At 67.9% G+C, this 23,493-nt stretch carries 30 protein-coding genes and 2 pseudogenes; 6 read left to right on the top strand and 26 right to left on the bottom strand.

The window, feature by feature from the left end; translation table 11 throughout:
• Nucleotides 1–17: 17 nt before the first annotated feature.
• Complete coding sequence (locus tag ACFPIH_RS52350) at nucleotides 18–1,241, bottom strand: class I SAM-dependent methyltransferase (RefSeq protein ID WP_381167463.1); 1,224 nt, start codon at nucleotides 1,239–1,241, stop codon at nucleotides 18–20.
• Nucleotides 1,242–1,534: 293 nt separating this feature from the next.
• Between ACFPIH_RS52350 and ACFPIH_RS52345 the strand changes: the two genes are divergently transcribed.
• On the top strand, nucleotides 1,535–1,960 hold the full coding sequence (locus ACFPIH_RS52345; RefSeq protein ID WP_381167461.1) for a helix-turn-helix domain-containing protein: 426 nt from the start codon (nucleotides 1,535–1,537) through the stop codon (nucleotides 1,958–1,960).
• On the opposite strand, the gene ACFPIH_RS52340 is transcribed toward ACFPIH_RS52345, so the two are convergent.
• The 13 genes and pseudogenes from ACFPIH_RS52340 to ACFPIH_RS52280 all read right to left on the bottom strand — a co-directional run bounded on the left by ACFPIH_RS52340 (nucleotide 1,897) and on the right by ACFPIH_RS52280 (nucleotide 10,216).
• On the bottom strand, nucleotides 1,897–2,490 hold the full coding sequence (locus ACFPIH_RS52340; RefSeq protein WP_381167459.1) for an AAA family ATPase: 594 nt from the start codon (nucleotides 2,488–2,490) through the stop codon (nucleotides 1,897–1,899). The genes ACFPIH_RS52345 and ACFPIH_RS52340 overlap by 64 nt on opposite strands.
• Nucleotides 2,491–2,530: 40 nt before the next feature.
• Nucleotides 2,531–3,463 carry a hypothetical protein gene (locus ACFPIH_RS52335; protein ID WP_381167457.1) on the bottom strand — a complete coding sequence of 311 codons (933 nt, stop codon included), beginning with the start codon at nucleotides 3,461–3,463 and terminating at the stop codon, nucleotides 2,531–2,533.
• Between the two features lie 326 nt (nucleotides 3,464–3,789).
• Complete coding sequence (locus ACFPIH_RS52330; RefSeq protein WP_381167455.1) at nucleotides 3,790–4,401, bottom strand: DUF6624 domain-containing protein; 612 nt, start codon at nucleotides 4,399–4,401, stop codon at nucleotides 3,790–3,792.
• The gene (locus ACFPIH_RS52325; RefSeq protein ID WP_381167453.1) at nucleotides 4,398–4,700 is read right to left on the bottom strand and encodes a helix-turn-helix domain-containing protein; all 303 of its coding nucleotides are present in this window, start codon (nucleotides 4,698–4,700) and stop codon (nucleotides 4,398–4,400) included. Before ACFPIH_RS52325 ends, ACFPIH_RS52330 begins: the two co-directional genes overlap by 4 nt.
• Entirely contained in the window at nucleotides 4,697–5,119 is a 423-nt protein-coding gene (locus ACFPIH_RS52320) for a hypothetical protein (RefSeq protein WP_381167451.1), read from the bottom strand. The genes ACFPIH_RS52325 and ACFPIH_RS52320 overlap by 4 nt, the downstream gene beginning before the upstream one ends.
• Nucleotides 5,116–5,406, bottom strand: coding sequence for a hypothetical protein (locus ACFPIH_RS52315; protein ID WP_381167449.1), 291 nt, complete (start codon nucleotides 5,404–5,406; stop codon nucleotides 5,116–5,118). The genes ACFPIH_RS52320 and ACFPIH_RS52315 overlap by 4 nt, the downstream gene beginning before the upstream one ends.
• Before the next feature lie 100 nt (nucleotides 5,407–5,506).
• Nucleotides 5,507–6,850 carry an MFS transporter gene (locus ACFPIH_RS52310; RefSeq protein WP_381167447.1) on the bottom strand — a complete coding sequence of 448 codons (1,344 nt, stop codon included), beginning with the start codon at nucleotides 6,848–6,850 and terminating at the stop codon, nucleotides 5,507–5,509.
• Nucleotides 6,847–7,368, bottom strand: coding sequence for a helix-turn-helix transcriptional regulator (locus tag ACFPIH_RS52305; RefSeq protein WP_381167445.1), 522 nt, complete (start codon nucleotides 7,366–7,368; stop codon nucleotides 6,847–6,849). The genes ACFPIH_RS52310 and ACFPIH_RS52305 overlap by 4 nt, the downstream gene beginning before the upstream one ends.
• A gap of 173 nt (nucleotides 7,369–7,541) precedes the next feature.
• Nucleotides 7,542–8,309, bottom strand: a pseudogene (locus ACFPIH_RS52300) (glycoside hydrolase family 15 protein); the annotation flags it as partial.
• Nucleotides 8,310–8,571: 262 nt separating this feature from the next.
• Nucleotides 8,572–8,997, bottom strand: coding sequence for an HAD hydrolase-like protein (locus ACFPIH_RS52295; RefSeq protein WP_381167443.1), 426 nt, complete (start codon nucleotides 8,995–8,997; stop codon nucleotides 8,572–8,574).
• On the bottom strand, nucleotides 8,997–9,710 hold the full coding sequence (locus ACFPIH_RS52290) for a hypothetical protein (RefSeq protein ID WP_381167441.1): 714 nt from the start codon (nucleotides 9,708–9,710) through the stop codon (nucleotides 8,997–8,999). Before ACFPIH_RS52290 ends, ACFPIH_RS52295 begins: the two co-directional genes overlap by 1 nt.
• A gap of 93 nt (nucleotides 9,711–9,803) precedes the next feature.
• The gene (locus tag ACFPIH_RS52285; protein ID WP_381167439.1) at nucleotides 9,804–10,028 is read right to left on the bottom strand and encodes a DUF6302 family protein; all 225 of its coding nucleotides are present in this window, start codon (nucleotides 10,026–10,028) and stop codon (nucleotides 9,804–9,806) included.
• Between the two features lie 5 nt (nucleotides 10,029–10,033).
• Nucleotides 10,034–10,216: a DUF6302 family protein gene (locus ACFPIH_RS52280; protein ID WP_381167437.1), complete on the bottom strand. Its 183-nt coding sequence runs from the start codon at nucleotides 10,214–10,216 to the stop codon at nucleotides 10,034–10,036.
• Here ACFPIH_RS52280 and ACFPIH_RS52275 point away from each other — a divergent pair.
• Together ACFPIH_RS52275 and ACFPIH_RS52270 are read left to right on the top strand one after the other, a co-directional pair.
• The gene (locus ACFPIH_RS52275; RefSeq protein ID WP_381167435.1) at nucleotides 10,215–10,439 is read left to right on the top strand and encodes a hypothetical protein; all 225 of its coding nucleotides are present in this window, start codon (nucleotides 10,215–10,217) and stop codon (nucleotides 10,437–10,439) included. The two genes, ACFPIH_RS52280 and ACFPIH_RS52275, sit on opposite strands and share 2 nt — an antisense overlap.
• Before the next feature lie 89 nt (nucleotides 10,440–10,528).
• Nucleotides 10,529–11,047: a P-loop nucleotide/nucleoside kinase family protein gene (locus tag ACFPIH_RS52270; protein WP_381167433.1), complete on the top strand. Its 519-nt coding sequence runs from the start codon at nucleotides 10,529–10,531 to the stop codon at nucleotides 11,045–11,047.
• Between the two features lie 52 nt (nucleotides 11,048–11,099).
• On the opposite strand, the gene ACFPIH_RS52265 is transcribed toward ACFPIH_RS52270, so the two are convergent.
• The 10 genes from ACFPIH_RS52265 to ACFPIH_RS52220 all read right to left on the bottom strand — a co-directional run bounded on the left by ACFPIH_RS52265 (nucleotide 11,100) and on the right by ACFPIH_RS52220 (nucleotide 18,477).
• Entirely contained in the window at nucleotides 11,100–11,258 is a 159-nt protein-coding gene (locus tag ACFPIH_RS52265; protein ID WP_381167431.1) for a DUF5999 family protein, read from the bottom strand.
• Nucleotides 11,259–11,455: 197 nt separating this feature from the next.
• Nucleotides 11,456–12,628: an acyl-CoA dehydrogenase family protein gene (locus ACFPIH_RS52260; RefSeq protein WP_381167429.1), complete on the bottom strand. Its 1,173-nt coding sequence runs from the start codon at nucleotides 12,626–12,628 to the stop codon at nucleotides 11,456–11,458.
• Between the two features lie 83 nt (nucleotides 12,629–12,711).
• Nucleotides 12,712–13,338, bottom strand: a complete 627-nt coding sequence (locus tag ACFPIH_RS52255) for a GAF domain-containing protein (RefSeq protein WP_381167427.1) — start codon at nucleotides 13,336–13,338, stop codon at nucleotides 12,712–12,714.
• Nucleotides 13,338–13,976: a GTP-binding protein gene (locus tag ACFPIH_RS52250; RefSeq protein WP_381167425.1), complete on the bottom strand. Its 639-nt coding sequence runs from the start codon at nucleotides 13,974–13,976 to the stop codon at nucleotides 13,338–13,340. The genes ACFPIH_RS52255 and ACFPIH_RS52250 overlap by 1 nt, the downstream gene beginning before the upstream one ends.
• Before the next feature lie 7 nt (nucleotides 13,977–13,983).
• Nucleotides 13,984–14,424: a DUF742 domain-containing protein gene (locus ACFPIH_RS52245; RefSeq protein ID WP_385879203.1), complete on the bottom strand. Its 441-nt coding sequence runs from the start codon at nucleotides 14,422–14,424 to the stop codon at nucleotides 13,984–13,986.
• A complete protein-coding gene (locus ACFPIH_RS52240; RefSeq protein ID WP_381167421.1) occupies nucleotides 14,424–14,843 on the bottom strand; it encodes a roadblock/LC7 domain-containing protein in 420 nt (139 codons plus the stop codon). The genes ACFPIH_RS52245 and ACFPIH_RS52240 overlap by 1 nt, the downstream gene beginning before the upstream one ends.
• Before the next feature lie 147 nt (nucleotides 14,844–14,990).
• Complete coding sequence (locus ACFPIH_RS52235) at nucleotides 14,991–16,565, bottom strand: sensor histidine kinase (protein WP_381167420.1); 1,575 nt, start codon at nucleotides 16,563–16,565, stop codon at nucleotides 14,991–14,993.
• Nucleotides 16,562–16,957 (bottom strand): hypothetical protein, encoded by a 396-nt coding sequence (locus ACFPIH_RS52230; protein WP_381167418.1) that lies wholly within the window; start codon nucleotides 16,955–16,957, stop codon nucleotides 16,562–16,564. The genes ACFPIH_RS52235 and ACFPIH_RS52230 overlap by 4 nt, the downstream gene beginning before the upstream one ends.
• 255 nt (nucleotides 16,958–17,212) lie before the next feature.
• Nucleotides 17,213–17,542 (bottom strand): hypothetical protein, encoded by a 330-nt coding sequence (locus tag ACFPIH_RS52225; protein ID WP_381167416.1) that lies wholly within the window; start codon nucleotides 17,540–17,542, stop codon nucleotides 17,213–17,215.
• Nucleotides 17,543–17,982: 440 nt separating this feature from the next.
• Nucleotides 17,983–18,477: an ATP-binding protein gene (locus ACFPIH_RS52220; RefSeq protein ID WP_381167414.1), complete on the bottom strand. Its 495-nt coding sequence runs from the start codon at nucleotides 18,475–18,477 to the stop codon at nucleotides 17,983–17,985.
• A gap of 297 nt (nucleotides 18,478–18,774) precedes the next feature.
• Between ACFPIH_RS52220 and ACFPIH_RS52215 the strand changes: the two genes are divergently transcribed.
• The gene (locus ACFPIH_RS52215) at nucleotides 18,775–20,163 is read left to right on the top strand and encodes a tetratricopeptide repeat protein (RefSeq protein ID WP_381167412.1); all 1,389 of its coding nucleotides are present in this window, start codon (nucleotides 18,775–18,777) and stop codon (nucleotides 20,161–20,163) included.
• 66 nt (nucleotides 20,164–20,229) lie between these two features.
• On the top strand, nucleotides 20,230–20,718 hold the full coding sequence (locus ACFPIH_RS52210) for a TrmO family methyltransferase domain-containing protein (RefSeq protein ID WP_381167410.1): 489 nt from the start codon (nucleotides 20,230–20,232) through the stop codon (nucleotides 20,716–20,718).
• Between the two features lie 56 nt (nucleotides 20,719–20,774).
• On the opposite strand, the gene ACFPIH_RS52205 is transcribed toward ACFPIH_RS52210, so the two are convergent.
• Both ACFPIH_RS52205 and ACFPIH_RS52200 read right to left on the bottom strand, forming a co-directional pair.
• Nucleotides 20,775–21,380: a hypothetical protein gene (locus ACFPIH_RS52205; RefSeq protein WP_381167408.1), complete on the bottom strand. Its 606-nt coding sequence runs from the start codon at nucleotides 21,378–21,380 to the stop codon at nucleotides 20,775–20,777.
• A 123-nt stretch (nucleotides 21,381–21,503) separates the two neighbouring features.
• Entirely contained in the window at nucleotides 21,504–22,748 is a 1,245-nt protein-coding gene (locus tag ACFPIH_RS52200; protein ID WP_381167406.1) for a helix-turn-helix domain-containing protein, read from the bottom strand.
• Between the two features lie 183 nt (nucleotides 22,749–22,931).
• On the opposite strand from ACFPIH_RS52200, the pseudogene ACFPIH_RS52195 reads away from it, so the two are divergent.
• A pseudogene (locus tag ACFPIH_RS52195) lies at nucleotides 22,932–23,493 on the top strand (IS5 family transposase); the annotation flags it as partial.

The following is a 23,493-nucleotide window of genomic DNA, read 5'->3' as shown; positions in this document are numbered from 1 at the left end:
GAGGGGCGGTGGAAACGTCAGGCGGTGACAGCTGACAGGTAGATCTCGGTGCTTGTTGGGAACATTCGGATATCTTTGAATCCGGCACAGTCGAGCTCCGCGCCAATCAGATTGACTGTGTCCATCCCGCGATAGAGGTCGACGAAGTCAGTACCGGGGATGATCAGTCCTGGGACGACGCAGCCCCGCTGAGTATACAGAAATCCGTTGGCCACGGAGACGATGATCACCGCGCCAGGTTTCAGTACTCTGTGCGCCTCTAAGGCCGCTGCAGACGTATCGAAGAACGACGAGTTGTACGTTCTCAAGGAGACATACAGATCGTAACTGTCTTCCGGTAGGGCAGACAGGTCTTCGGCGCTGGAGACGACGGTTCTCGATGAGGGAATACGTTCGCTTATATTTGCAAGGCCACGTTCCGCGATGTCAACGAAGGTGATCTGCGGGCAATCCGAAAACAGAGCTGCTGCTTCGTAGCCGCCTCCGACGCCGACGTTGAGGATGTTGACGGTAGACAGAGGCCTTGTGGACGACCTCCCGTAAACCGACATGAAGTCGTCGGTCCACCTCAAGTTGGCGGCACGAGCGTCGTACGCGTAGTCATAGGTGCCGTATTTCGCGTCAAAGGCTTCGGACAGTGCGTCGTTTACGGCGCGATCAGCCTCGTTGTACTCGATCCCATACCTCTGGCAGATCAGAGAAGCGAGCGCGATCCTCCCCCTGTTCGCATTGACATCACTCCTGGAAAGTGCGAAACCCTTCGACTTCAGCCTGGAGGAGACGGCTTCACTGATGCGATGTGTGGAGTAGTGGGGGTTGCACTCGATATTTTGCTCGCTCGCTGCGTATAAGTCTCGGTTCTGCTCGAGGATCTCGCGCTTCAGATCGTCGGGGAAGCGGTGTGTGAGACCTCGTGCAGTGACGGGATCGTCGTCGAGGTAACTCGTCAGCGCGGGGTCTGGCAGACCGACATAGACCCTGCCGATGCGCACTTCCTTCAAGAGCTCGCCGAGCTCAAACGAGCAGTCCGCTGACAGGGTGTTGATCGTCAGATATGCGCTGTGTGCGCTGGGTGTTCCGAGTTCTTGTATCTTGCTCCGCAGAGTGCGATACCAGGATGCGCCGCGTGCTTCGCCCTCGAAGGCGGAGTAAATCAACTCGTTGTGTTCGGAAACGAGCGCAACGCCGACCCGCCGGCCTGATTGCGACGCCCTTTGTGCGACGCTAATGGCGTAGTTCATCCAGTAGGTACTGTTCGGACTCATGTGGGCCTCTGTCCCTCGGCGGCACTGGGCCTCCTGTTGGTTTGCAGAACCGAGCGGGTGATCACCTTCACGGGCATCCTTCGTGGTGACACGGAACGTGAACTTCGGATGAGGACGCCGTGGCAACGATTGGAGGACGAGGCGCACGCCGTCCTGGAGGTTCGCCGGCGCCGCTGCAAAGCACCATTGGGCTTCAACCGGGCAGGATGAGGCGACCATGAGGAGCGCTCACTCACGGTCGTCAGCAACTCCCGGAGAGAAAAGCCACCTTGGAGAGGGAGGAACGGGCGACGTTCGCTGCGGAACTCACGCACTGGCGCAGCGTGCGGGGTCTGTCGAAGACAGGTCTCGCCCAGCGCCTGAACATCGACCCCTCGTACGTGAGCCACCTTGAGGCCGGCCGGGAACACGGCAGCTCCGAGTTCGCCCGCCGGGCGGACACCCAACTCGACGCCGGCGGAGCACTGTGGCGGGCATGGCAGCGCACCGACGCCTCCCCGCAGGCGGCCGAGCAGAGCGACCCGCCGTCCGGCACCGGCCTGCTGGTCGTGGAGGACGAGGCGGCGCTCCGCTACGACGACGGACGCTTCCACCTCACCGAAGTCAGCATGGCCGCCTCGTCTGGTCCCAGTCATCGCGGTACCTGCCCGTCCTCACACGCCGCGCGGGTCGTGGCTTCTCTGACGGAGAGGTGAGCGAGCGCAGAGGTGAGGACCTGTTTCTGGGTGAGCATGCTCGTGTCGATGACGTGACCGTCGGCGTGGAGCCCGCCCACGGCTGCGCAGCAGCCACTGTCCAGGTGGCGCAGTCGGTCCGCACAGGGCTCGGCGGCATCGATCGAGCCTTCGCCGGGCACGCGGGCGGAGATGATGCGCTCTTTGAGCACCGTGGGGTCGGCGTGCAGCACGAGGTGGTGTACGTCCGCCGACTCGCTCAGGGCCGTCAGCAGTGTGGCCAGCAGGTCTTGGTCGATGACGGTCATCGGGACGATGACCGGGCCGTCGATGTAGGCGTGCAGGCCAGAGAGAAAGGCCACTGCGGTCGCGTCCCACGGAGGGCAGCTCTGGTAGTCCTGCTGTGCGAAGGGATGGCCTCGGAGCGTATTTTGGACAGCGCGCCCGATGGACTCGAGATCGGCAACCACCGCCCCAAAAAGCTCGCTGGCAAGAGCGGTGGCGAGCGTCGTCTTCCCAACGCCGTGCGCACCGCTGATCCACACGATCATCCGTGTTGCCCTTCTCCTCAGGTGTTCTGGGAACGAACGGTCAGGTGGACGTCAGACGTCCGGTGTCAGGAAGGGCGCGGTCGACGCCATAGAGGCGGATCACGTTGATGCTGATGGCCGTGTGGCCGATGGTGCCGAGCGCGTCAGCGCCGAGCGCTATGCGGCGCACCGCGTCGACCTGCCAGCCGGTCGGTAGTTTTGCGAGCCGTTCGCTGGTGGTCGCTCCCTGCCTTTTGTCCTCTTTTCGGTCCCACTCGGCCGTCCAGTCGTCTTCGGGGGGCGGCGGGGCCAGTCCCTCGGAGCTGTGGCGGTCGGCCCAGGCCACGGCTTCGTCGAGCGGCATCCGGGCCTGGTAGCGCCTTTCACGCTGGCCGCCCAACGCCAAAGTGCGCCATTCCGGGGGAAGGCGATCGAGAGTGTCGAGGAGGGCTGCGGCGGTGTCCCCGTCGGGTAGTCGCTGCGGTGAGTACGGCTCCCAAAGCTGTGTCATCTGTGCGACGTCGGCCGCGAGTTTGCTCGCGGTGCTGGCGACGGATGCGCGTGTCGAGCGAAGGGAGTCGGCGCGGGCGAGGAGCCGGTACATCGCGGCCCGGTCGCAGGCCGGCAGCTTGGTCCAGATGCGGCGGGCACGAAGTTCGTCCCAGGTGAGGAGGGCGGCATCGTGGGCAGCGGATCGGACGGCTGGCATGTCGTGCTGGTCGGCCTCGGTCAGGACGCCCAGTGCGGCGTCGATGCGCGCGGCCCGCGCAGGGTCCTCCACCAAGGCGTCATCGCGGGCAAGCGAGCAGGGGCCCAGATGCGCGCCGAACAGGGAACAGGGCCGCTCCTGGTCCTTGCTGTGCTTGGCGCAGTCGTACAGGGCGAGGCAGACGACTTCGTCCGGGGTGGTCCAGGTGGCCCACACCGCCCCGCCCTCGGGGCGCGCGAGCGGGCGGATGCGGCCCGCGTGCTGCTCTGGGCCGTGCTCCGTCAACTCGCACATGACGGAGCCGCGTGGCATCCCGGGAATCTCAGGCCGGGCGGCAAGTGCGTGGGCGCGTAAGTCCGTGCTGACAACGATGCGTACACCGCAGATACGCGGGGACGGCAGGGGTGACACGGGAGTCCTCTCGGGGTAGTTCTACTACGGCAGGTGCCGGCGACGGCCGTCGCCGCCGGTGTGGCCGGGCAGGCCGTTGCGCTCCCCGTTCCAGCACGCGATGCGGATCACGTCGGTGTCGAGGGCGGGCCCTACGCGGGACAAGCGGTCATCTCCTTGAACGGATGGCGGGTTGCAGGGCCGGTACGAGCGGAAGGTGGTCATGCCGCCCGCCTTTCAGGCTCGGGGGCGAGCTCGACTGCGGCAGGAGCGGATAAGGAGGCGATCGGGCCGTGCCGCTCGCGCAGACGGCGGGCCTGCTCGACGTACGGCGGCAGGCCCGCGCCGGCCCGGCGGGTGTCGAGCTGGGCGGGATCGGTGATCGGGTGCGGTTCCAGGAGGCCGCCGGGGCGGTACCAGTGCTGGGTTCCGTACACCTGGAGCTGCCCGGCGTTGACGAGGCAGCGGTCGTGCAGGTGGGCGAGCTGGGCGCTGGTGGCGTCGCCGGCTTTCACGGCTTTCTGGAGCAGACTCAGCAGCGTCCGCTGGACCGCCGGGTTGTGGTCGCTGTGCACCGCAATGTCCACGGCGGCCTGGCACGCCTCTGGTCCTACGGTGCTGCGGTCCGGCCACTGCCCGAGCCGTTCGACGATCCGCTTCAGGCCGGCGGTGTTGTCGTGCTGGGTCTGGGCGAGGGCCGCGAGCGCGTCCGGTGTTATGCCGAGGCGTTCGGCGCCGGACGTGCGCCAGTGCTCCTTGGCGCGCTGCGCGCGGCCCAGCAGGTCCTCCGCGAGCGCTGGGTAGCGCGGTTCGGGCGGGTGGGGCTCGTTCACGAGTTCACCTGCTCTTCCGTGCCGGCGGTGCGGCACCCGCGCTTGGTGGTCCCGGCTTCGCTCAGGAGAGAGTGGATGGCTCCGTAGGACCGGTTCGTCGCCTCGCAGCTATCACGGATGGTGACCGTGCGGCCCGGGGTGCGGTAGGCGGCTACGACCTTCTTCGCGAACTCCTCCCGCGCGGAGCCGGTGAGCTTCCTGCCTGTCTCGATGAAGGACGGATCGAGGCGTCCGGGGGGAGGGTCCGACTCCGGGCTCCGTGTCGGCACGGCGGCCGCGTGCGTTCTCGGTGAGGTCACAGGACGTTCTCCTCGCGCGCGAGGGCGAGTCCGGCGCCCAGGGTTCGGATCTGCTCGAGCATCGCCTCGTACTCCTTGTCGTCGTCGCTGATATCCACCCGGGAGGCGGCGAGGATGCCGTGGATCTCCCAGCGCCGGGCCGCGGCGAGCAGCCGGGCGAGCTGGGGTCGTGTGGCCGGGGCGGTCGGTCCCGTGACGTCGAAGGTGCGATCGGCGACCGTCCAGCCCCGCCGGGTCGCCAGGGCCTGCGCGGCGGCGAGACGGGGAGCGGGATCCTGCCGGGAGCCGACCAGAACATAGAGAGCGATCCGCTTCTCGCCCGCTACACCCCGCAGGACCGTCTCCAGCTGCGCGCGTCGCAGCAAGCCCAGGCGAGACGCCGCGGCGTCACGGTGCAAAGCCGTCGGCACACTGGTCATGCCAGGCCCCCAGCAGCCGTGAACTCATGACCCGACCACACCGGTTGGAACCGCGCAGATGTGGTGTGGAAGGTGGCGTACGGCCCGGTCGGGACGAACCCCGGAAGGGGAACCCGAACGGCGAGGAGCAGGCCCGCTACCGCCACCGATATGCGTAAGGGCAGATCGCGCAGGGCCAGCGCCGCCGACACCTCCCCACGCTGTTCAGCGCGCGGACGCTGTCGCGAAACGGAGGCCTGTTGCTGGCGGGCCGGGGTGATGCGGGTCGGTGGGATCGAGACCTTCACGGGAGGTTCCTTCACGGCAGGGATACAGGACATGGAGGAGGCTTGGTGAGTGCTCTGCCTTTGCCGCACGAGGGAAGAGGCGGCTTCGTATCGAGCGCGATCAGTGGACACGGTCTCCGCTTTCTGCCAGCGGTCGACTGGTCTGCTCGGGCGGCGCTGTAGTGGTGCCGGGCATGACCTTCAGCCGGCGGACGGGCGAGAACCACAGCAGCGCTACGGGGCTGAGGAGAAGCGTTATGCCGGTCAGCAGCGCGCCCCACACACCGACCACGGCAGCGACGGTGCCGGCCGCCAGGGTTGCCAGGAGCCGGGCCCCGGCGACCAGCCACGCGCTTGTCTGCTGGACACGGGACTGAAGGTGAGGTGGGCACAGTTGCTGGGAAAGGGACCTCTGCGTTGAAGCCGCCGCTGTGACCGCCACCGCCTTGACGGCACTGGCGGCCACCAGAGCAACCAACCACCCGTGCCCCGGACGGGCGAGAAGGAGCGGCGCCCCGCATATGGGGTACGCGGCGAAACCCACGAGCAGGACTGCTCCGGGTCCTACCCGGCGCACCAGCCGGCCGGCGACCAGGACGCCCACGGGACTGCCGACCCCTACCCCGCCCAGCACCAGTCCGAGACCGGTGTCACCGTAGTCGAGCTCGGTCAGCAGGTAGTACGCGAAATACGTCGTTGCGATCCCCTCGGCGAAAGCGTGGTAGGCCATCGTCAGAACCAGGGGCCGCTGGAGCGGATCTCGCAGCACGTGCGCCATGCCCTCATGGATCGACGTGATCATCCCGGTGCTTGGTCCGGCCGGATGCTGGGCAGCGTGGACGGTGGAGATGCGCGAGGCGCACCAGGCGCCGATCAGGTAGAAAGCGGAGTCCAGGAGCAGGCAGCGGGCGGCACCGAGCAGACTGACCGCGGCGGTTCCGACGTAGGTCCCGGCGGATCCGGCGACGGCGAAGGCGGCCATCGCCCGTGCGTTGGCATCGGGCACGAGTTCGGGTTCCATCAGCTCGGGCACGATGGCGATCGCCGCGGCCTGGTGCAGCTCCGTCAGCGCCCCCAGCAGGAACGCCGCGCCGTCCAGGACCGGCATGGACAGCGTTCCGGCGGCCCAGCAGGCGGGGACCACCGCGGCTGCTGCCAGGTCGGTGCCCACCATCAGCCGCTTCTTGGAGCAGCGGTCGCCCGCGACGTCGGCGGGCAGCGCGAGGAGGAACCCGGGCGCCATCACGGCGGAGGCGAGGGTGGAGACCTGGGTCGGGGTGGCATCGAGTTCCATCGCCGCGATCACGGGGAGGGCGACGGCGGAGACCAACGAGCCGGCCAGGGCTGTGGCCTCGCTTAGCCGGTACGCCTGGAAGCTGCGGTGGCCGCGTAACGAGGGTGCCGACGCCGAGGTGGCGGCAACGAGCGCTCCGGCGTGTGCCGGTCGAGGGGGCGGAGTGCTCACCGCGCCTCCCGGTCGGACATGGCCCAGAGAAGGCCCGCGCGGGCGGCGTAGGCGACTGCCTCGGCACGCTGGTGTACGCCCAGCCGGCCGAAGATGTTCTTGAGCGTGGACCGGACTTGCTCGGGGGTTCGGCCGAGCCGCCGGGCGATGCCCGTACGCGTCAGCCCCTCAGCCACGAGGACCAGGACGTCGACCTCCGAGGGCTTCAAGAGGACACCGGGCTGCCCGAGCGTTTGCTGACGCGTCGGCTCGGCCGCGGCGGTCCGAATGCAGCTGCCCATACCGATCGGGAGACGGTGACCGCCTTCGGTGGCCAGGGCCTTCACGCGCTGGAGGAGGTCCGGGTCGTCACACAGCTCGGCGGTCCGCACCACTGCTGCCACGCCGTACGGCGCGACAGCGACGATGTCGTGAGCGCCGACGAGGTCAACCACCAGCACGACCGCGATGTCGGGGTGGCGGTCGTAGTGGGACTTCAGAGCGTCATGGCAGGCTCGGTCGACACGCTCGGCGGTCATGACCACGAAGTCCCTGGGGGCCACGGTGCTGCTGACGAGATCCGTGGCGGGAGCGCCGCCCCTAGGGGTTAAGCCCTCGGCAACGGCGTTCAGACTCATCGGACCGCTCCCTCGAGCGCGGGGTGCGAAGCCCAGTGGTCACTGAGTTCCATCTCGAAGGCCACCTCCGCGACGCCGAGGTCCTCCGGCAGTGAGGTTGTCGGCGCGGCGACGATCCCACCGGTCGGTTCGTACGTCAGGGCCTTGAGCGTGATCAGCGAGCGGACCACAGCGCTGCGGTAGGGGCCGGTGTAGGTGCACTGGGACACCCAGTCCGCCCAAAACCTCTCGGTGGCCTCCAAGGCCTCGGCGGTGTCGAGCTGCTCGGGCGGGCCGGCGTGCGAGGGCTGCCAGCTCAAAGTGAACGCGAGATGTTCGCCAGCGTTGAGGGTGAACTGCGCATGAGTGGAGGGCTGTTCGCCTTGGGGCTGGGCGTCTGAGTCGAGCCATACCGCGTCGGGGCCGGCGACCGCGCGTGTTCGGCCGTCCACCCTGCTGACCAAGGGGACGACCCGTCCGTAGGCAAACCGCGGGCACAGGGTGGAGTCCACGGGCACGCTGCCCGTGACGGCCTCGACGGCCCGGACCAGGCGCGGGGTGCCGTCGCGCTGCGGCATGAAGTCGGTGACTCGCAGCGTGCCGGTGGGCGTGTCCCACTCCGACTCCAGGATCAGCGAGTCACCGCGGTAGCCGCGCCGGTCGGCGGCCAGCGGAGCCTGGCCATCTTCGACGGCTGGGCCGATCCGCCAAAAGCCGTTGTCGGCGGTGCCGAGGAGCGCGGCGAAGACGGCGCAGGCGTCGAAGCGGGGCAGGCACAGCCAGTCGATCGTCCCGTCCGGGCCGACCAGCGCAGCCGTCTGCAGATCGCCGGTGAGTGCGTAGTCCTCGATACGCCCAGCCATGGATGTCCGTCCTGTGGGGGTGGTCCCGCCCCTTCGGAAGGGGCCACCGTGGTGGATATGTCGTGTCTGCGGCTCGCCTCCCGCTCAGCGGCGGGCGGCCTTTACGCGCGGGTCGAGCGTGGTGGTGCGGGCGGCGCGGCGGCCTGTTCTTACTGGTCAGAGCGGTGTGTGTAGTTCGGCCGCGACGATCAGCACCGCGATGGCGAGCACGAAGGTGGCCACCCGCCACACGTTCTTGCGGTTCATTCCGGGAATCCGGGATCTAGGCCGTCAGCGCAGGCGCACGCGCCGGGGACAGAACAGCGGTGCGCAGCCAATCGGCGGCCTCCACCACGGTCTGAACGGTGCGCGTGGGCATGGGGTCCGGAGGCAGGCGGGCACGCTCACCCGCGACCCACACGGTGTGCAGCCCCGCCCGCAACCCGCCCTCGACATCCGTGGCCAGGCAGTCGCCGACCATCGCCGCCCCTGCTCCTGCGTGGGCCTGAAGCTCGTCGAGCGCCAGTCGGAACAACTCGGGATCGGGCTTATGATGCCGCGCGCCGTCGTGCCGCTCCTCAGCCTTCATGAGCCAAGGAACCGGAACGCCGGTGCTGCCGGAGAACTCGGTGGCCCACAGGGTGAACGCCGTCGTGTGGTCGGTGAGAGTGTTGTCCAGGTCGAACAGGGCAATCCGGCGAACAGTCATTACTGCCACCCCCACACGGGGCCGGGCACGGCAGTAGGCGCACGTCCCCCGTGGCCTGGCGGCGACAGGGTGTCTTCGTCAAGCTCGGCGTCACGCAGCTCCAGCATGAGCTGGCGTGCGACCACCCGGTGGATCGCGTCGTCGTCGAAGCGAACGAACCGGTCGGCCTGCGGAGGGGAAGTAAGGGAGTAGAGAATTCCCCGTACGCCGACGAGTTCGGTCTCGCGGACCCGCAGGGCGATGAAGCCGGCCTGAAGTACGCGGCATGCCCGCAGGGCACGCTCGGCGCACTGACGGCACATGGCTGGCGTGGCAGTGCGAATGTCGCGCGGAAACGTCAGGGTTGCCTGGGCCTGTTCGTTCGCGTTCAGGAGCCACAGCACCCCGCGCTCGTCGTGGTCCGGTTCTCCTGCGCACCCCCCGCAGCGATGCGGGCGCTCCATCACCGCGCGCTGACGGTCGGGGCGATGATGTGACCACTGGAGGGGGCCGGTCTGCGTACCGCCCCACCGCTGCCAAAGAATCCCGTCGATGTCCCGGTCCGTCGGGCGCTCGTCGGCGTAACCGATGTGGCCGTCGTCGTCGAAGACGACTGCGACGTCGCAGAGAGATTCGCCTTCGTACGGGGCGATGAACAGCCCTCTGCCGATGTCCTCCTTGGATTGGAGGAGATGTTCCGTTGTCGCACCGGCAGAGCGGTCGAGGCGTTGCACGTCTATCTCCTCGTTAAGCTTCAAGGTTCGCGTGCTGAGCGCGATCACCTGTGGGGTACGGCAATGCGGCGCTCGCTGTCAGGCCCGGCTGGATCATCCGACCTCCGTACGTTCGCGGGGATACGTCGTGATGGTTGAGGGCCGATATCCGTAGAAGCGGCCGAGGACAGCGTCGTGGCCGCCGCACGGAGGTTCGTGGCCCCATCGCAGGACGTGGCAGGTGTCCGTCCAGGGCGACAGGTATATCCGCAGGTTCCAGAAGCCGGGCCGCCCGAGTAGCAGCCGGCGGATGGACTCGCCGATCTTGGGCTGCGTCACGGACACTAGCCGCCACGGCGGGGGCCTCCGACGGGGACGGCAAGGAGCGGTGCTCGGTAGACACAGACCGCGAAGCTGTCCGTGAGTACCGACGGGTCGGCGAGCAGGTTTCGGTAGTGCTCGTAGTCGTAGGCCTCGGTTGCGGGCCGGAGGTGCACCGTCAGCGGTTCGGCCGCCGAGGTGGTCATGGCTACGTGGCGAGCTTCTGCCCCGGCTCCCCACCGTGCTCCTCGGCACGCTGCCAGCGACGCCTCCCTGCAACGCAGGCTGGAGACCGCGCTCGAACGCAACCGGCAACTTCGCGACCAGGTCTCCGACCTCACCCGGAAACTGGAGACCGCGCACGGCGAGATCCGCCGTCTCCGCACCCTGACCGCCGCGCCATCGAACGGCGCTGCTGAGCGCCGCTGACTTTCGTGCCGCGCCGGCTGGGATACCCCGCCGACGGTACTGTTCGGGACGCCTGCAGTGCCTCCGTCCCGGCGGATAGGGTCACCGGCATGATTGTTTGGCTGAACGGAACCTTCGGCGCCGGCAAGACGACTACCTCGAAGGAACTTGCCGCGCTCCTTCCAGACGCGAGGATCTTCGACTCCGAGAGCGTCGGCTACATGCTGCGACACGTCCTCAACTCGGTTCCCGTCAAGGACTTCCAGGAATGGCTGCCATGGCGTGGTCTGGTCGTGGAGACCGCTTCGCAGGTTCTCGACTTCGTCGGCGGAGTGCTCGTCATCCCTCAAACGGTGCTGGTCGAGCAGTACTGGGGAGAGATCCACGCCGGGTTGGCGAAGGCTGGCATTCCGGTGCAGCACTTCGTGCTCCACACCGATCCGGACACGCTGGCCCAACGCATCGAGAGTGACACGGTCGAAACCGGTGCTCGGCAATGGCGCCTGGACAACATCTCCCGCTACCGGGAGGCCCTTTCCTGGCTGCGGCGAGAAGCCGAAATCATCGACACCACTCACCTTTCGCCCACCCAAGTTGCCCAGACGATCGCTGCCAGCGTTCCCAGCTGAACGACCGGATCCACCGCTCGACATAGACATGTCCATCTCACAAACCACCAGTTCACAGGCACCGAGAGGTGCCAGAGATCGACATAACGTCGAAGCGCACGATGCCGTTGCACAGGAGTGCCCAGCCCTGAGCGTCACGGCGCGCGGTTACCGCAGCCGCGTCCCGGTCGGGTGCGTGCGCGGGGGGACAGGGCGGATCGTGCCGGCACATGGCGGGCTTCCTCTCGGCGATGCTCGTGTAGGTGTCTCTGGGACCCTGCCGCCGGGAGGGGGGAACAGAAATTGCTCCCGGCGGCAGGGCGGGGGAACCCGCGCGCTGGAGCGGAAGGAGGGAACGCTGCCAGCGCGAGGGAGTCGGGCGGGGTGGGGGCGAGCTGGGCGGGATGATGCCGCCAGACGCTTGGACGACTAGGGAGGGCTCTCCGCCAGGAGGCTCTGGCCGAGGCGGATGCGCTGGAACTCTCCGGTGCCGGCGGGGGCGTATGTGTGCTGGATGTCCCGCCACAGGCGTTGCATGGGGTAGTCCCAGTCCAGGGCCCGGGCACCATGCAGGTTCATGGCGTCCTGCCCCGAGGAAACCGCCATTTTGTGGCCCATGTACTTCGCGGTGACCAAGGCCGATTCGGGGAACAGGCCTTGGTCGAGGAGGCCGACCGCCTGGTAGGCGAGGTAATGGGCGGCTTGGAACCTGGCCTCCATGTCTCCGATGCGGTCCTGTAGGACCGGCAGGTCGAGAAGGGTGCCCTCGTAGCGTCGGCGTTCCTTCAGGTAGCGGGTGGTGAGCTCCACCATTGCCTCGTGGATGCCGAGACTGACCGCGGTCAGGTTGGGCAGCCCGCACCGGATGCTGCTGGACTTGGCTACGTCCATGCCCTTCCCGACTTCGCCGAGCCGGTTGGCATCGGGCACACGTACGTGGTCGAAGTCGAGACGGCCGCGGGAGAAGCCGTGCAGGCCGAGACCGGGCCGGTGGGGCTGGACGGTCAGGCCGTTGCGGTCGCGCTCGACGAGGAACGCCGTCAGAGATTGCGAGGGACGGGTGCCCTCAGGCGCGGTGCGGGCGATGACGACGTGCAGGTTGGCGAGGTGGCTGTTGCCGATGTGCACCTTGCCGCCGGTGATTACCCAGTCGTCGCCGTCGCGTTCGGCGACAGTCTCCATGCCGCCGATGTGGCCGCCCGTCTCCGGCTCGGTCACTGCGATCGACAGCAGCGCCGAGCCCTGGGCGGCCTGCGGCAGCCAGTACGCCTCTTGCTCGTCGTTGGCCCAGTTCACCAGGGCCGCTACGGGTATCAGGTCAGCCTGCAGGATCGCGCCTACGGCCCCGGACACCTTCGACATGCGGTGGATCAGGATCGTCTTGGCGACGTGGCCGGCGGCCAGGCCACCGAAGGCCTCCGGGATCGTCACCCCGAACCAGCCGCGGGCAGCGAGAAGTTGCGGGATGTCGCGCTCGACGTGGCGAGGCGTTTCCTCCATGCCCGCCACGCGGGGGGCGATCTCCTCTGCGGCGAAGGCGTCGGCTTCCTGCCACAGCAGATCCTGCTCGGGGGTGAGATTCGGGATGAGCGTGGTCGGCATGGTCGGTCCTTCTCCCTTGGGTGGTCGCAAGTTGGGTGCGGCCGGATCCGCGTATGGGTAGCCCGGGTGAAGGCGGCGGAGGATCAGGACGGTGGCGCGGCGGCGGTGATCTCTTTCATGACCGCATTGCCGGTGCCCTTGACGATGTCCCTGTGGCGGCGGGCATCGGTGAGGAGCCGCGGCTCCGGGTCGATGATGCACACCGTGCCCAGCACGATTCCGGTCTCCTCGTGGATCAAGGGGGCGCCGAAGTACGCGTGAATGCCGACGGCATCGACGACGGGATTGCCGTAGAAGCGGGGGGACGCGCGGACGTCGTGGAGCGGCAGCGCCTTCTTGCGCCGGACCACATCGGGGCACCAGCCGTCGCGCCGGCTCATGGTGCGGCCGATGATCGGGTGGCCGCTGTCCTCCGCCGGGTTGTGCAACCCGATGAAGGTCTGCTCCTCCAGGAAGAGGTTGACCATCCCGTAGAGGAAGCCAGAGGCCTCCGCCATCTGGCTGGCGAAGTGGTCGTAGAACGCATGCGCGTGAGTGGGAATGCCCAGGCGCCGGATCAGGGCCTGGCGGGCCTCCTCCTCAGCCTGGACTTCGCTGCCCGTGCGTATCGCGCCGGGAGGCGGGACGATCAGGCCGCGCTCGCTCCGAGTGGGGAGGCGGGCGTTGGGGCCGGTGAAGGGAGGCACGTGGATGTGGGAGTTCTGCGTCATCAGGCGTCCTGTAGAGCGGTGTCGGTGGGGTGGGCGGGGCCGGTCGGGGCACTGGTGAGGGCGTGCCGGACAAGGGTGAGCAAGGCCTTGGCGACAGAGGAGGTCACCCGCGCGTCGCAGGCCACCAAGGGAATGCCGGCCGCCACTCCGAGGGCCTGGCGGACGTCGTCTTCGGGGTAGCGGTAGGCGCCCTCGAATTCGTTGACGGCGACGATGAACGGCAGGCCGATCTGCTCGAAGAACTCGACTGCGGCGAAGCTGCTGTCCAAACGGCGGGTGTCGGCCAGGACGACGGCGCCGACCGCCCCGCGCGACAGGTCGTGCCAGAGGTCCACGAACCGGTCCTGGCCTGGGGTGCCGAACAGGAACAGTTCCAGCGGTAGGGGCACGTCCGGCGGCTCGAATCTTTTGCGGCCGAAGTCGAAGGCGACCGTGGTCGTGTCTTTCGCTTCCACGCCCGCCCGGTTGTCGGTGCGGGCGCTCGCTTGGGTCAGGTACTCCTCGGTGTTCAGCGGCTCGATCTCGCTGACGGCGCCGATGCACGTGGTTTTGCCGACCCCGAACCCTCCCGCGACCAGGATCTTCAGGGAGACAGGCCCGCCGACGTCGTTCAGCCGGTCGTCCGCATCAGAGGGCACCACCGGCTCAGCCGGCCTTGGGGTAGGGGGTTTGATCGGACAACTTGGCGAGGCCAACACTCAGTGCCTCCAGCAACTGTCGGGTCGGGCGCGGCCCGAGCGGGGACTTATCAGCTGGCTCGGTGTAGCCAGTCGTCACGGGCACTACCAGGGCACCTGTGTCCAGCAGGTCCGAGAGCAGGACCCTCACGGTGGCCACGGGCCGGCGGATGGTGCCGGCCAGCTCGGTGACCGAGCGCCGCCGTTGCTGGCACAAGGCCAGGATCTGCCGGCACTCCTCAGGCAGTCCCGGGCCTGGTCTGCCGGAGCCGGGCTCCAGCTCCGTCTCCAGGCTCAGCGGGTAGCGGGGACGGGTGCGCCCTCCGGTCAGCGTGTAGTTCCGCACGAACGAGGAAGTGTCCGTGTCGGTCCTGGCTGCTAACGCGGTGTGCCGCCTGTCCGGGCTCATCAGACGTCCTGGCGGACCGGGGTGACCATGAACGGCGCGAACTTGTTCACGAGGTTCTGCATCTCGTATCCCACGGTGCTGACTTCGGCGTCCGGCTCGGTGATCACGCCGAGCACGGTCTCGAGCGTGCCACCGACGCTGCCGGGATGGTTCTTGAAGACCGCGCTCGTGCCCGCGAACTGCAGGAAGAAGAAGCAGTCCGCTCGGTCGATGATCATCTGCGACGGCGGCAGTTTTTCGCCGCGCGGCCCCTTGATGTTCTGTGCCAGCGAGGCCAAGCCGCAGAAGGCGGCGGCCCACGGGTCCGCCCAGTCCGGGTGGATGTCGCTGTCCAGCAGCTTGATGCCGTCTCGCGATACCAGCAGGGCGTGCGTCACACCCGGGATCTGGGAAACGAACTGCTTCAACAGCCAGGCCATCTTCTTCTGGTGGTCGTTCGTGTCGACCGGAGGAGCTGCCGCACTGTCGTCGCCGTTGTGGGGGCTCAGGTCTGGAGTGGTCACGGTGAATTCGCTCCATGCGGAATGAGTGGCCTTCCCTACGAGGGCAGGCCGCGGGGGTGGGGGTTACGGGTGGGCGGCCGGGGGTTCGCCCGTACCGGATGGCTGCGGCGGCGCTTCGGCTGGGGCGCCTTCCTGGGGTTGCGCAGCCTTCTGGCCGTCAAAGAACGCGGCGGCGAGGTTCGCTCGGGCTGCTCTCGTGGGCGGCCCCGGCCGGTGAGCGGGGTCGGTGATGCGCAGTTGTCCGGGTACGCGTTGCGGCAGCGACGGTGGAACTACGGGATGCCCGGGAGTGGCCGGGGCGGGTGCCTGGCGTGTCTCGACGGCTGCGGGCTGTGTTCGCTCTCCCGCCTCCGAAGATGTCGGAGAAGAGGGCGGAGCGGCGGGCGACGGCCGGCCGGGAGCCGGGGCTGTCGCTGCGCTGCGGGCGGGGCGGACCTCTTCAGCCTCGACCGGAACGAGGTGCTTGGCCGGTACGACCACGAGGGCGGTGGTGCCGCCCGTCGCGTTTTCGGACAGCTTGATCGACATACCGTGCCGGTGGGCGATCTTCGCGGCCACGAGGAGGCCGATCTTCGCCTCGCGCAGCTGGGTGCTGACGTCGACCTTTTCCGGCGCCGCCAGGAGCTGGTTCAGCTTCTCCCGATCCTGCCAGCCCATCGGCATCGCGCGGTCTTCGATCTCGATTGCCAGGCCGGTCGGCACCGGCTGCGCCCGGACGTGCACCTTTGTGTTCGGGTCGGAGAATGTGCAGGAGTTCTCGATCAGCTCAGCCACCAGGTGGGACAGGTCGGGCCCCACGTGTCCGGGGAGAGCAAGCTCGGCTCCGACCGTGCTCGCCGCCACGGCGACCCGCGAGTAGTGCTCCACCTCTGAGACGGCGCCGCGCAGTACCGTCACGACGGGCACCGGGCGGCGTTCGCTGCGCAGTGAGTCGCCGCCCAGCACCGCCTTGCTCTCCACCAAGCGGCGCATCCGCGTCACCAGGTGGTCGATCTCGTAGGCCTTGGCCAGCAACTCCGGGTCATCGGTCAGGGCCTCGAGCTCGTCGAGCGCCTCCAAGGCCCGCTTGATGAAAGCGTGTTCACGCCGCGACAGATGGTGGAGAAGCCCCACGAGAACAGCCAGCTGCGATTCGTCGTGCACGCGGAGCAGAGCCTGTACGGCCTGGACTTGTACCTCTGCCAGCAGTCCTTCGAGTTCCGCCACCGACCCTTCGCCCACGATCGGCGGGAGACTGTCGGGAACCCGCGGCCTTCCGCCTCGGCACAGCTCGTCGGCCGTCCACAGCAGGGCCTTCTCGACGGCATTCCCTGCGTCCGTGATCCTTTGCAGTCCCGCCGCCTGTGCTTGCTGTATGGCGGTGAGTTCCCCTTCCCGTGCCCGCTGCAGTGCGGCGGCAGCCGACTGGGCGCGGAGGGCTCCGAGGACTGCGGCCGCACCTATGCCGAACGCCAGACCGAGCAGGAGAGGAACCACCGACAGGTCCACCACCTGCCAGGTAACTACGGCAACGCCCAGCAGGGCGGCCAGAAAGACCAGGGGCATCGCTATGGCTGCCCGCACCTGTTCGAGGACGTAGCGCTCCGCTTGCGTGCGGCGCCGACGGCCGCGGCGGTGCGAAACCGACGTGGAGTTCACGCGGCATCCCCCCGCGTCACGGGGAGCAGCACCTGCACGGTCTTGCCCACCGTTTTGCCCTGCTCGTCCAGCAGGGGGTAGTGGGTCATCCGGCCTCGGTAGTGACTGACCCACCCCAGGCCGCGCCCGACGGGAGCGCCCTCCATGTCCTTGTCGAAGCCAGCGAAGTCCGGGGTGCCGTCGTCGACTTCAATGAGGAGCTGGCTGTCGGGGAGAATGACCAGCCTCAGCGGGGTTCCGTCGCAGTCCAGGGGTGCCGCGTGTGCTGCGGCGTTGGTCGCGAGGACGTCCGCCACGCAGCCTGCCGCGTGTTCGTCACCGACGCAGCCGATCTTGCGGAGCCGGCCGAGTACCAGATTCCGCGCGGTCTCCCCGGAGAGCGGCCAGGTCAAGACGGCGCTCAGCTTGAACGGCGCATCGTCCGGTACGGGGACCGGGACACTGGGCACAATTGTTTGTGCGCCGTCACCATGTTCGGCCCCGATTCCCGAAGGCTGTTGCGTCGGTGCTGAGTCGGTCGGGCGCACGAATGGGACGGTGCGCTGCGTCGGCGGCTTCACTGCGGAACTCCCGGGTTCGAGGTGTACGCGGCGCGGGTTCGCCGACGGCAGCTGGTGGTGATGGCGACCTGGGCGAGCGCGATGTAGTCAGGCATGGCAGACCTCGAGCCCACGCGTGCCGCAGACCTGCCGCATCCGGGCTCGCGTCTGACTGAGCGACTCGTGAAGGCATGCCCGCTCCGTGACCGCGGCCGCCGTCGGCTCAGGCACGCTGAGCCAGAACCGGGCTCGGCACAGCGGCTGGTACCCGCTGGTGAGGCATTGGAAGGCCGGGCCGCTACTGCAAGCGGAATGCGGTGCCTGCCACCGGTCAGCGGTGCCGGACCCGATCGGGATGACCAGCACGCGGTGGGTGATGCAGCACAGCAGCGGCCCGACCTCGCGGCTTGCGTCGAGCATCGCGTCGATCGAAGCCATGCCGAGGCCCATGCTGACGCGGACGACATCGAAGTCGCTTGGGAGTATGGGCGGGAGGGGAGTCTCGCCGGGTTGAATCCGCCAGGGAAAGCGAGTGGTCAGCAGGGGAAGCATCAGCTCTCCGGTCAGGACGGGAATTCCGTCGGTCGAATGGGCCGGCGCGGCATTTCACGGCAAGGAGCCACGGCGATCAGGGCAGGGAACAACGTGGTGATCTGCAGGCTCTTCATCGGGCGTGCCCCCACGCCGCTGTCGTGACGTCGTGGGCTGGGGGACGAACCCGTTCTGGTGCCGGGCCGCAGCGGGACGGGGACGGCGCGGCACCAGAACGGAGACCCTGTCGTCGCCCGGCTAAGGGGGAGCCGGCACGGCGATCGAACGGATGAGGGCATGCTCCGAACGGCCGGAGAGAGATGTGACGACTGCCGGGCTGGGGATATTCACAGGCCCTCCTCGCTCTGGGAGGAGGAGCACTCGAGTTCCAACCAGACCGATTTTCCAGTGCCTTTGGCCTTCGCAGTGACTCCCCACCGGTCGGCGAGAGAAGCCACGAGCATCAGGCCGCGCCCGTGTTCCTGGTCCTCGGAAGCCGCGCGCAGGCACGGTTGGCTGTCGGACGGATCGTGTACCGCCAGGCGTAGTCGCTGGCCGTCGTACGTCGCTGTCATGGTGACCTCGGTCTTCGGGGGGAACTCGCTGCAGCCATGCGTCACGGCGTTGGCCAGGAGCTCCGTGGAGAGCAGGGCGGCCATGTCTGCGATCTCCCCCAGGCCCGACCGGCACAGGAAGGCGCGCAGCCTGCGGCGCGTCGGGGGGATGGAAGCCAGGTCGGCGCGGAGGGCGTCCGCGGTTTGGAAGCAGCGCGGCGCCTCGCCGTCCGATGGCTTCGTCAAGTCCCCTGCGATAGCAAGCGCGTCGATCGGGGTTCTGGTCACTGCGCACGCTCCTCGGACCGCGCCGTCGTGCTCGACGACGGCATGCGGCCGACAGCCGCTGGCTCTTCTCCGCTTCAGGTAGTGCACGTTCGGTTCCTTCTGGCCGGATTGTGAAGGGCTGTTTTTGGTCACAGCCCGAGCGCGTATGCATGAGGTGGCCGATTCCCTAAAAACGCAGGGGCGTTGGAGGAATATCGTCTTCACGAGAGAACCGCGTCTGTGGGCCAGTTGGTATCCCGTCGGGGACGGGGGTCCAATGCACGTGATGCAAGATCGTTTCGGGGACAGGGGTGCACCATGGGGCGCACGCGCAACGTCAGGCTGGAAGCTGTGGTCAAGGAGGTGGGCCTGCCACAAGCACGTCTGGTTGCCAGATTCCGAGCCGTGGCGGCGGAGAACGGTGCCCACGAACTGGACGCAACGAACCAGTCGTCCATCGCCCGCTGGATTGGTGGCACCAAGCCCAGCGGCCGGGCACCCGGTATTTTGTGCGAGACGCTCTCGCGTGGTCTTGGCCGCGTCGTCACACTCGCCGACATCGGCCTGGCACCCGAGTCCGGGACCGAGCTGGAGCCGCCCGAGTGGAGCGTCGACACCTTGACGACGCTGGTGACGCTCGGGGGTACGGACATGGACATGGATCGCCGGCGCGTGCTGGTCAACTCGGCGTACTCGGTTGCCGGCCTGGCGCTGCCGAATGAATCGTGCTGGGAGGAGGCGGCCGAACGCGCACGCAGCCGCAAGCCGCTGTCGATGCACACGGTCACCGCCCAGGACGTGGAAAACGTCCAAGAGATGGCGGCGTTCTTCTCCCGCCGCGACCAGCAGCGCGGCGGCCGAGGCGTCGGCCGGAGCGCTCTCGTGGCCTACCTCCGTAACGAAGTCGCCGAGTTCCTCTCCGGCCACTACCCCTCCGAAAACGTGCGCAGGGCCATGAGTTCGGCAGCAGGAGAACTGGCCTACCTCGCCGGCTGGACCGCTTTCGACGCCGGCGAGCACACGGTGGCGTTGCAATGGTTCCGTGTCGGAACACAACTCGCCGAGGAGGCCGGGGACGCACCGCTGGCCGGGCACATCATCCGGGCCATGGCCCACCAGGCCGTTGACCTGAACCAGCCCGGCGAGGCCGTGCGCTTGTCCGAAGACTCGCTGTCCGCCCGCCGGTACACCAACGCCACCTGGCGGGAGCGAGCCCTGCTGGGCGTCGTCCACGCCCGCGGCCTTGCTGCCACAGGCCAGAAAAAGGCGGCACTGGCCACCCTGCTCCAGGCCGAGAGCGACCTCAGCCACGCTTCCGGGGGAGACGACGAACCTGGCCGCGTGTTCTTCTTCGGCGAAGCCAGCCTCGCCCACGAGACCGCCGCGGCGCTGCGCGACCTCGGTGACCCCAAGGGCGCCGAGCGACAGTTCCAGCACAGCGTGCGCACCAGGCGCCAGCAGTTCCAGCGGACCCACTCCGTGACGCTGGGCTACCTCGGAGCCGTCCAGATCCAGCAAGGTCAGCTCGACGCCGCGTGTGCAACATGGCACAGGGCACTGGACGCCATGGCCGGAGTACAGTCCGGCCGGGCCCGGGAGACTGTCGTACAGATGCGCCGTGCCCTCAGCCCGTTCCGAAACCGTGCGGGCAGCCACGTCACGGAACTGGATGCGAAAGCCCGTGCGGTACTCGGCAACGTAGCCTGACGCACACTGCAGAGCGCCAGAACGGCTCAGGAGCAGTGGTCTCCTGGCCCCGACGAAGGGCAGTACGTGTTCGATGCGCACATTCAAGTGCCGGTGATTGCAACGGTCGTCGGCGGGCACGCTAGCCGCCTCGACGACTACAAGGGCGGGGTCCAGTCGATCATCCGTCTGAACCCCAAGACACCCGCAGAAACGCTGCAGGGAATCGAGGAGTTCTCCCACCTGCAGGTCGTCTGGTACTTCCACGCCGGATCGCCGGACGATGTCGCCCTTCACGCACGAAGCCCTCGCGACAACCCGGAGTGGCCGGCCACCGGCACGTACGTACACCATAATCACCGACGCCCCGCCCGCATCGCGGTCTCGTACCCGCGCCTGCTGCACGTCGAGGGGCTGGACCTGTACGTGGAGGACCTGGACGCCGACGACGGCACACCGATCGTCGATCTCGTGGCCGTATTCAAAGAGATGCTGCCGCGCGGCCCCGTGTGCCAGCCTGCCTGGCCCACAGAGATGCTCGCGAATTACTGGGCGAACGCCGAGGAGCGCCCGTAACTGGACACCCTTGTGTGCGGGCAGGGGCGGCGCGGCTGAAGTCTGGTCGTTGAGGTTCACAGCCGTGCTCCACTGGGCTCGGCTGTCGCTTGGAGTGCCCGTGCCAGGGGAGCCAGCAGGTCTTTGCCGTGGATCAGCGGCAGCGGGTGGTGGGTCTGGTCGTGCCACGGCGGCTGTTCCCATCGCATGCCGTGGGAAGGCGGCAGAGCGACCCACTGCTCGGGGCCGGACCGGACCTCCACGGTCGAGGGGCTTGTGCCCTCGGGCAGTGCGTAGCGGCCGGTGGCTGGCAGAACAAGCAGCACGGCCTTGTCCTCGCCGTACAGAATGCACGGCACGGCCTTGCCGTAGCGATCGAGCCACATCACAACTGAGAGACCGCTCCACTTCGGCAGCACAAGGGCATCGAAGGGGACAGTGGGGGCGATCAGCGCGGCCCCGGGCGACGCATTCAGCTCTGCGGCCAGCCCGTCCGCTGGGCTGGGGATCAGCGGTCCAGGCAGCGGGTGCGCGCCGGATCCGGGGCAGGCGCTCGACTCGCCACACGTGCAGCCGCCCCTGGGCCGGTGCCTATGCCCAGGGGTGATCGACCACCCAAAGATGCTGGTGTACGCAGCACCGCAGACGGCGGCGTCTTGAGTGTTGATGAGCTGCGGCGACATGGCGATCCCCTTGCGGATGTGTCGTCAGCGACGACACATCACGATGGACCAAGAAACCGCCCGCGACCCGGAAGAATTTTCCGGGTAGTTTTTCAACTCCCGCCGCAGTACTGGCGTTCGACGCTAGTGCACCAGTTCCATGCTGCGTACCAGGGACGATAGAACACTCGCCTGCGACGGAACGCCAACGCCGGCCAGGTCCTTCACCAGGGCGCGGGCCATCGGATCAGAATTCACGTAGTAGGGCGCCTCAACCGATGCTTGCTTCAGCGTCATCACGGCGGAGGGCAACCGGTTCATGCGCCGCAGAGCACGCGCCTTGTCGATCTGATAGTGGATCTTCCGCTCCTTGCTGGGGATGTCCTCCACGGAGACGTTACGTACCTTGGACAGTCCCGCGTCAGGCTGGTTTATCTCGACGCCGACCTCGGCGGCGTGTACCGCGACGGTGCCCCTGCCGAATACGGTGTGCGCGTCGAGGTCGTACCACTCCGCACCAAGGCGGTCGGCGTCTTCCAGGGCCGTGTCAACACGTGCCCAGGCATCATCTGCCCTGGACCCGCGGGCGTGAGCAATCGCGCAGCGCAGGTGCAGTGCGCCCCGAAGGGAAAGAACTTCGTTCGCTGGCTGACGAGCCGAGGCAAGCGGTTCCAGATCGCGTAGTGCTGCCTCGGCGACGGCCACGGTCTCGGGGAGCGACGCCTGATGCAGCAGGGCACCGCAGCGGTCCCAAGCGACCTGCGCCTTCACCAGCGGGTCATCCACCTGGGTCGCGGCGTTCGCGGCAACCTCGGCGGAGGACCAAGCGAAGTCCGGGTAGCCGAGCTGGTTCAACACCATCCGAGCCGTACGGGCGGCGTCCACCAGGAGCCGCAGTGCCTCCTCCCGGTCGCTGCCCTCACAGACGAGCAGGGCGGTGTTGAGGTCCTCGATCAAGCCGGGCAGCAGCATGGCGACCTTCGGGAGGTCTGCGTTCTGCCTAGCGGCGTTGGCCTGGCGGGACCTTGTCCGCATCTCCGCCAGCGGGACTGGAATCCCCTGCGGGTTCAGCCCCGGATGACCGGAGAGGATGAGGCCGGACCGGCGCATGCTGGTCCGCATGGCCGGAATGTAGGAGTGGGCGATGTTTCCGCCGTTTTGCTGCAGCCGGTACGGCTGACCGAGCAGCCACACCACGTCGACATCGCAGTTCTCTGCGATGTCGGTAATCAGCGAATAGCGGTCGAGCGGGATCCGCCCGGTCTCCACCCTGCCCAACCAGTCCCCAGTACGGCCGAGCAGCCCGGCCAGCTCCTCTAGGGTGAGCCCCTTCGCATTGCGGGCGACCCTAACGCGAGCACCGATGTGAGCGTCCATGTCTTCGGGCATAGTGAAGCTCCGTTCTGCGTCGACAACAGAACGGTACCCGGGGCGCCGCCCCGGTGAATGCGCTCAGCGGCCTTCGTCTTTGGCGGAGGCCGCTGTCGTGTTCACGGGGCTGTCTGATCCACGCTGTGCCACCAGCGGCGCGTTAGAGGTCATCTCATTTGGCGCGTTCGATAGTCTGCGGTCGTGGACATCGTGGAGCGTCTGGTGCCGGATGAGTTGTGGGAGTTGTTCGCGCGGGTGGTGCCACCGGCCCCGACACGGCCTCAAGGTGGTGGCCGGCGACGGTATGGGGATCGCGAGGTGCTGGCCGCGATTGTGTTCGTGGCCACGTCAGGGTGTACGTGGAAGCAGTTACCGCCAACCTTCGGCCCGTCGGGGCCGACCGCGCACCGCCGGTTCAGCGAATGGAGCAGAGCCCGGGTCTGGGCCAAACTGCACCGCCTGGTGCTGGACGAACTCGGTGCTCGCGGAGACCTGGACTGGTCGAGGTGCGCGATCGACTCGGTGAACATGCGGGCCTTGAAAGGGGGGACCTGACAGGTCCGAATCCTGTTGATCGCGGCAAGAAAGGGTCGAAGATCCACTTGATCACCGAGCGGACCGGTCTGCCCATCTCCATCGGCATATCGGGCGCCAACCTCCACGACAGCCAGGCCCTGCAGCCCCTGGTCCGCGGGATCCCGCCGATCCGCTCCCGCCGCGGCCCACGCCGACGCAAGCCCGCCAAGCTGCACGCCGACAAGGG

Source organism: Streptomyces vulcanius, from assembly GCF_042653945.1.
GTDB classification, from domain to species: domain Bacteria; phylum Actinomycetota; class Actinomycetes; order Streptomycetales; family Streptomycetaceae; genus Streptomyces; species Streptomyces mangrovi.
This window is presented reverse-complemented; position numbering and strand designations above follow the sequence as displayed.

Excerpts from the sequence above, each read along its gene's own strand:
- ACFPIH_RS52350 (WP_381167463.1), bottom strand. The coding sequence starts at position 1,241 with ATGAACTACGCCATTAGCGTCGCACAAAGGGCGTCGCAATCAGGCCGG.
- ACFPIH_RS52340 (WP_381167459.1), bottom strand. The coding sequence starts at position 2,490 with ATGATCGTGTGGATCAGCGGTGCGCACGGCGTTGGGAAGACGACGCTC.
- ACFPIH_RS52320 (WP_381167451.1), bottom strand. The coding sequence starts at position 5,119 with ATGACCAGTGTGCCGACGGCTTTGCACCGTGACGCCGCGGCGTCTCGC.
- ACFPIH_RS52305 (WP_381167445.1), bottom strand. The coding sequence starts at position 7,368 with ATGACCGCCGAGCGTGTCGACCGAGCCTGCCATGACGCTCTGAAGTCC.
- ACFPIH_RS52295 (WP_381167443.1), bottom strand. The coding sequence starts at position 8,997 with ATGACTGTTCGCCGGATTGCCCTGTTCGACCTGGACAACACTCTCACC.
- ACFPIH_RS52275 (WP_381167435.1), top strand. The coding sequence starts at position 10,215 with ATGGCTACGTGGCGAGCTTCTGCCCCGGCTCCCCACCGTGCTCCTCGG.
- ACFPIH_RS52280 (WP_381167437.1), bottom strand. The coding sequence starts at position 10,216 with ATGACCACCTCGGCGGCCGAACCGCTGACGGTGCACCTCCGGCCCGCA.
- ACFPIH_RS52270 (WP_381167433.1), top strand. The coding sequence starts at position 10,529 with ATGATTGTTTGGCTGAACGGAACCTTCGGCGCCGGCAAGACGACTACC.
- ACFPIH_RS52265 (WP_381167431.1), bottom strand. The coding sequence starts at position 11,258 with ATGTGCCGGCACGATCCGCCCTGTCCCCCCGCGCACGCACCCGACCGG.
- ACFPIH_RS52260 (WP_381167429.1), bottom strand. The coding sequence starts at position 12,628 with ATGCCGACCACGCTCATCCCGAATCTCACCCCCGAGCAGGATCTGCTG.
- ACFPIH_RS52255 (WP_381167427.1), bottom strand. The coding sequence starts at position 13,338 with ATGACGCAGAACTCCCACATCCACGTGCCTCCCTTCACCGGCCCCAAC.
- ACFPIH_RS52245 (WP_385879203.1), bottom strand. The coding sequence starts at position 14,424 with ATGAGCCCGGACAGGCGGCACACCGCGTTAGCAGCCAGGACCGACACG.
- ACFPIH_RS52240 (WP_381167421.1), bottom strand. The coding sequence starts at position 14,843 with ATGGCCTGGCTGTTGAAGCAGTTCGTTTCCCAGATCCCGGGTGTGACG.
- ACFPIH_RS52225 (WP_381167416.1), bottom strand. The coding sequence starts at position 17,542 with ATGGCTTCGATCGACGCGATGCTCGACGCAAGCCGCGAGGTCGGGCCG.
- ACFPIH_RS52215 (WP_381167412.1), top strand. The coding sequence starts at position 18,775 with ATGGGGCGCACGCGCAACGTCAGGCTGGAAGCTGTGGTCAAGGAGGTG.
- ACFPIH_RS52205 (WP_381167408.1), bottom strand. The coding sequence starts at position 21,380 with ATGTCGCCGCAGCTCATCAACACTCAAGACGCCGCCGTCTGCGGTGCT.
- ACFPIH_RS52200 (WP_381167406.1), bottom strand. The coding sequence starts at position 22,748 with ATGCCCGAAGACATGGACGCTCACATCGGTGCTCGCGTTAGGGTCGCC.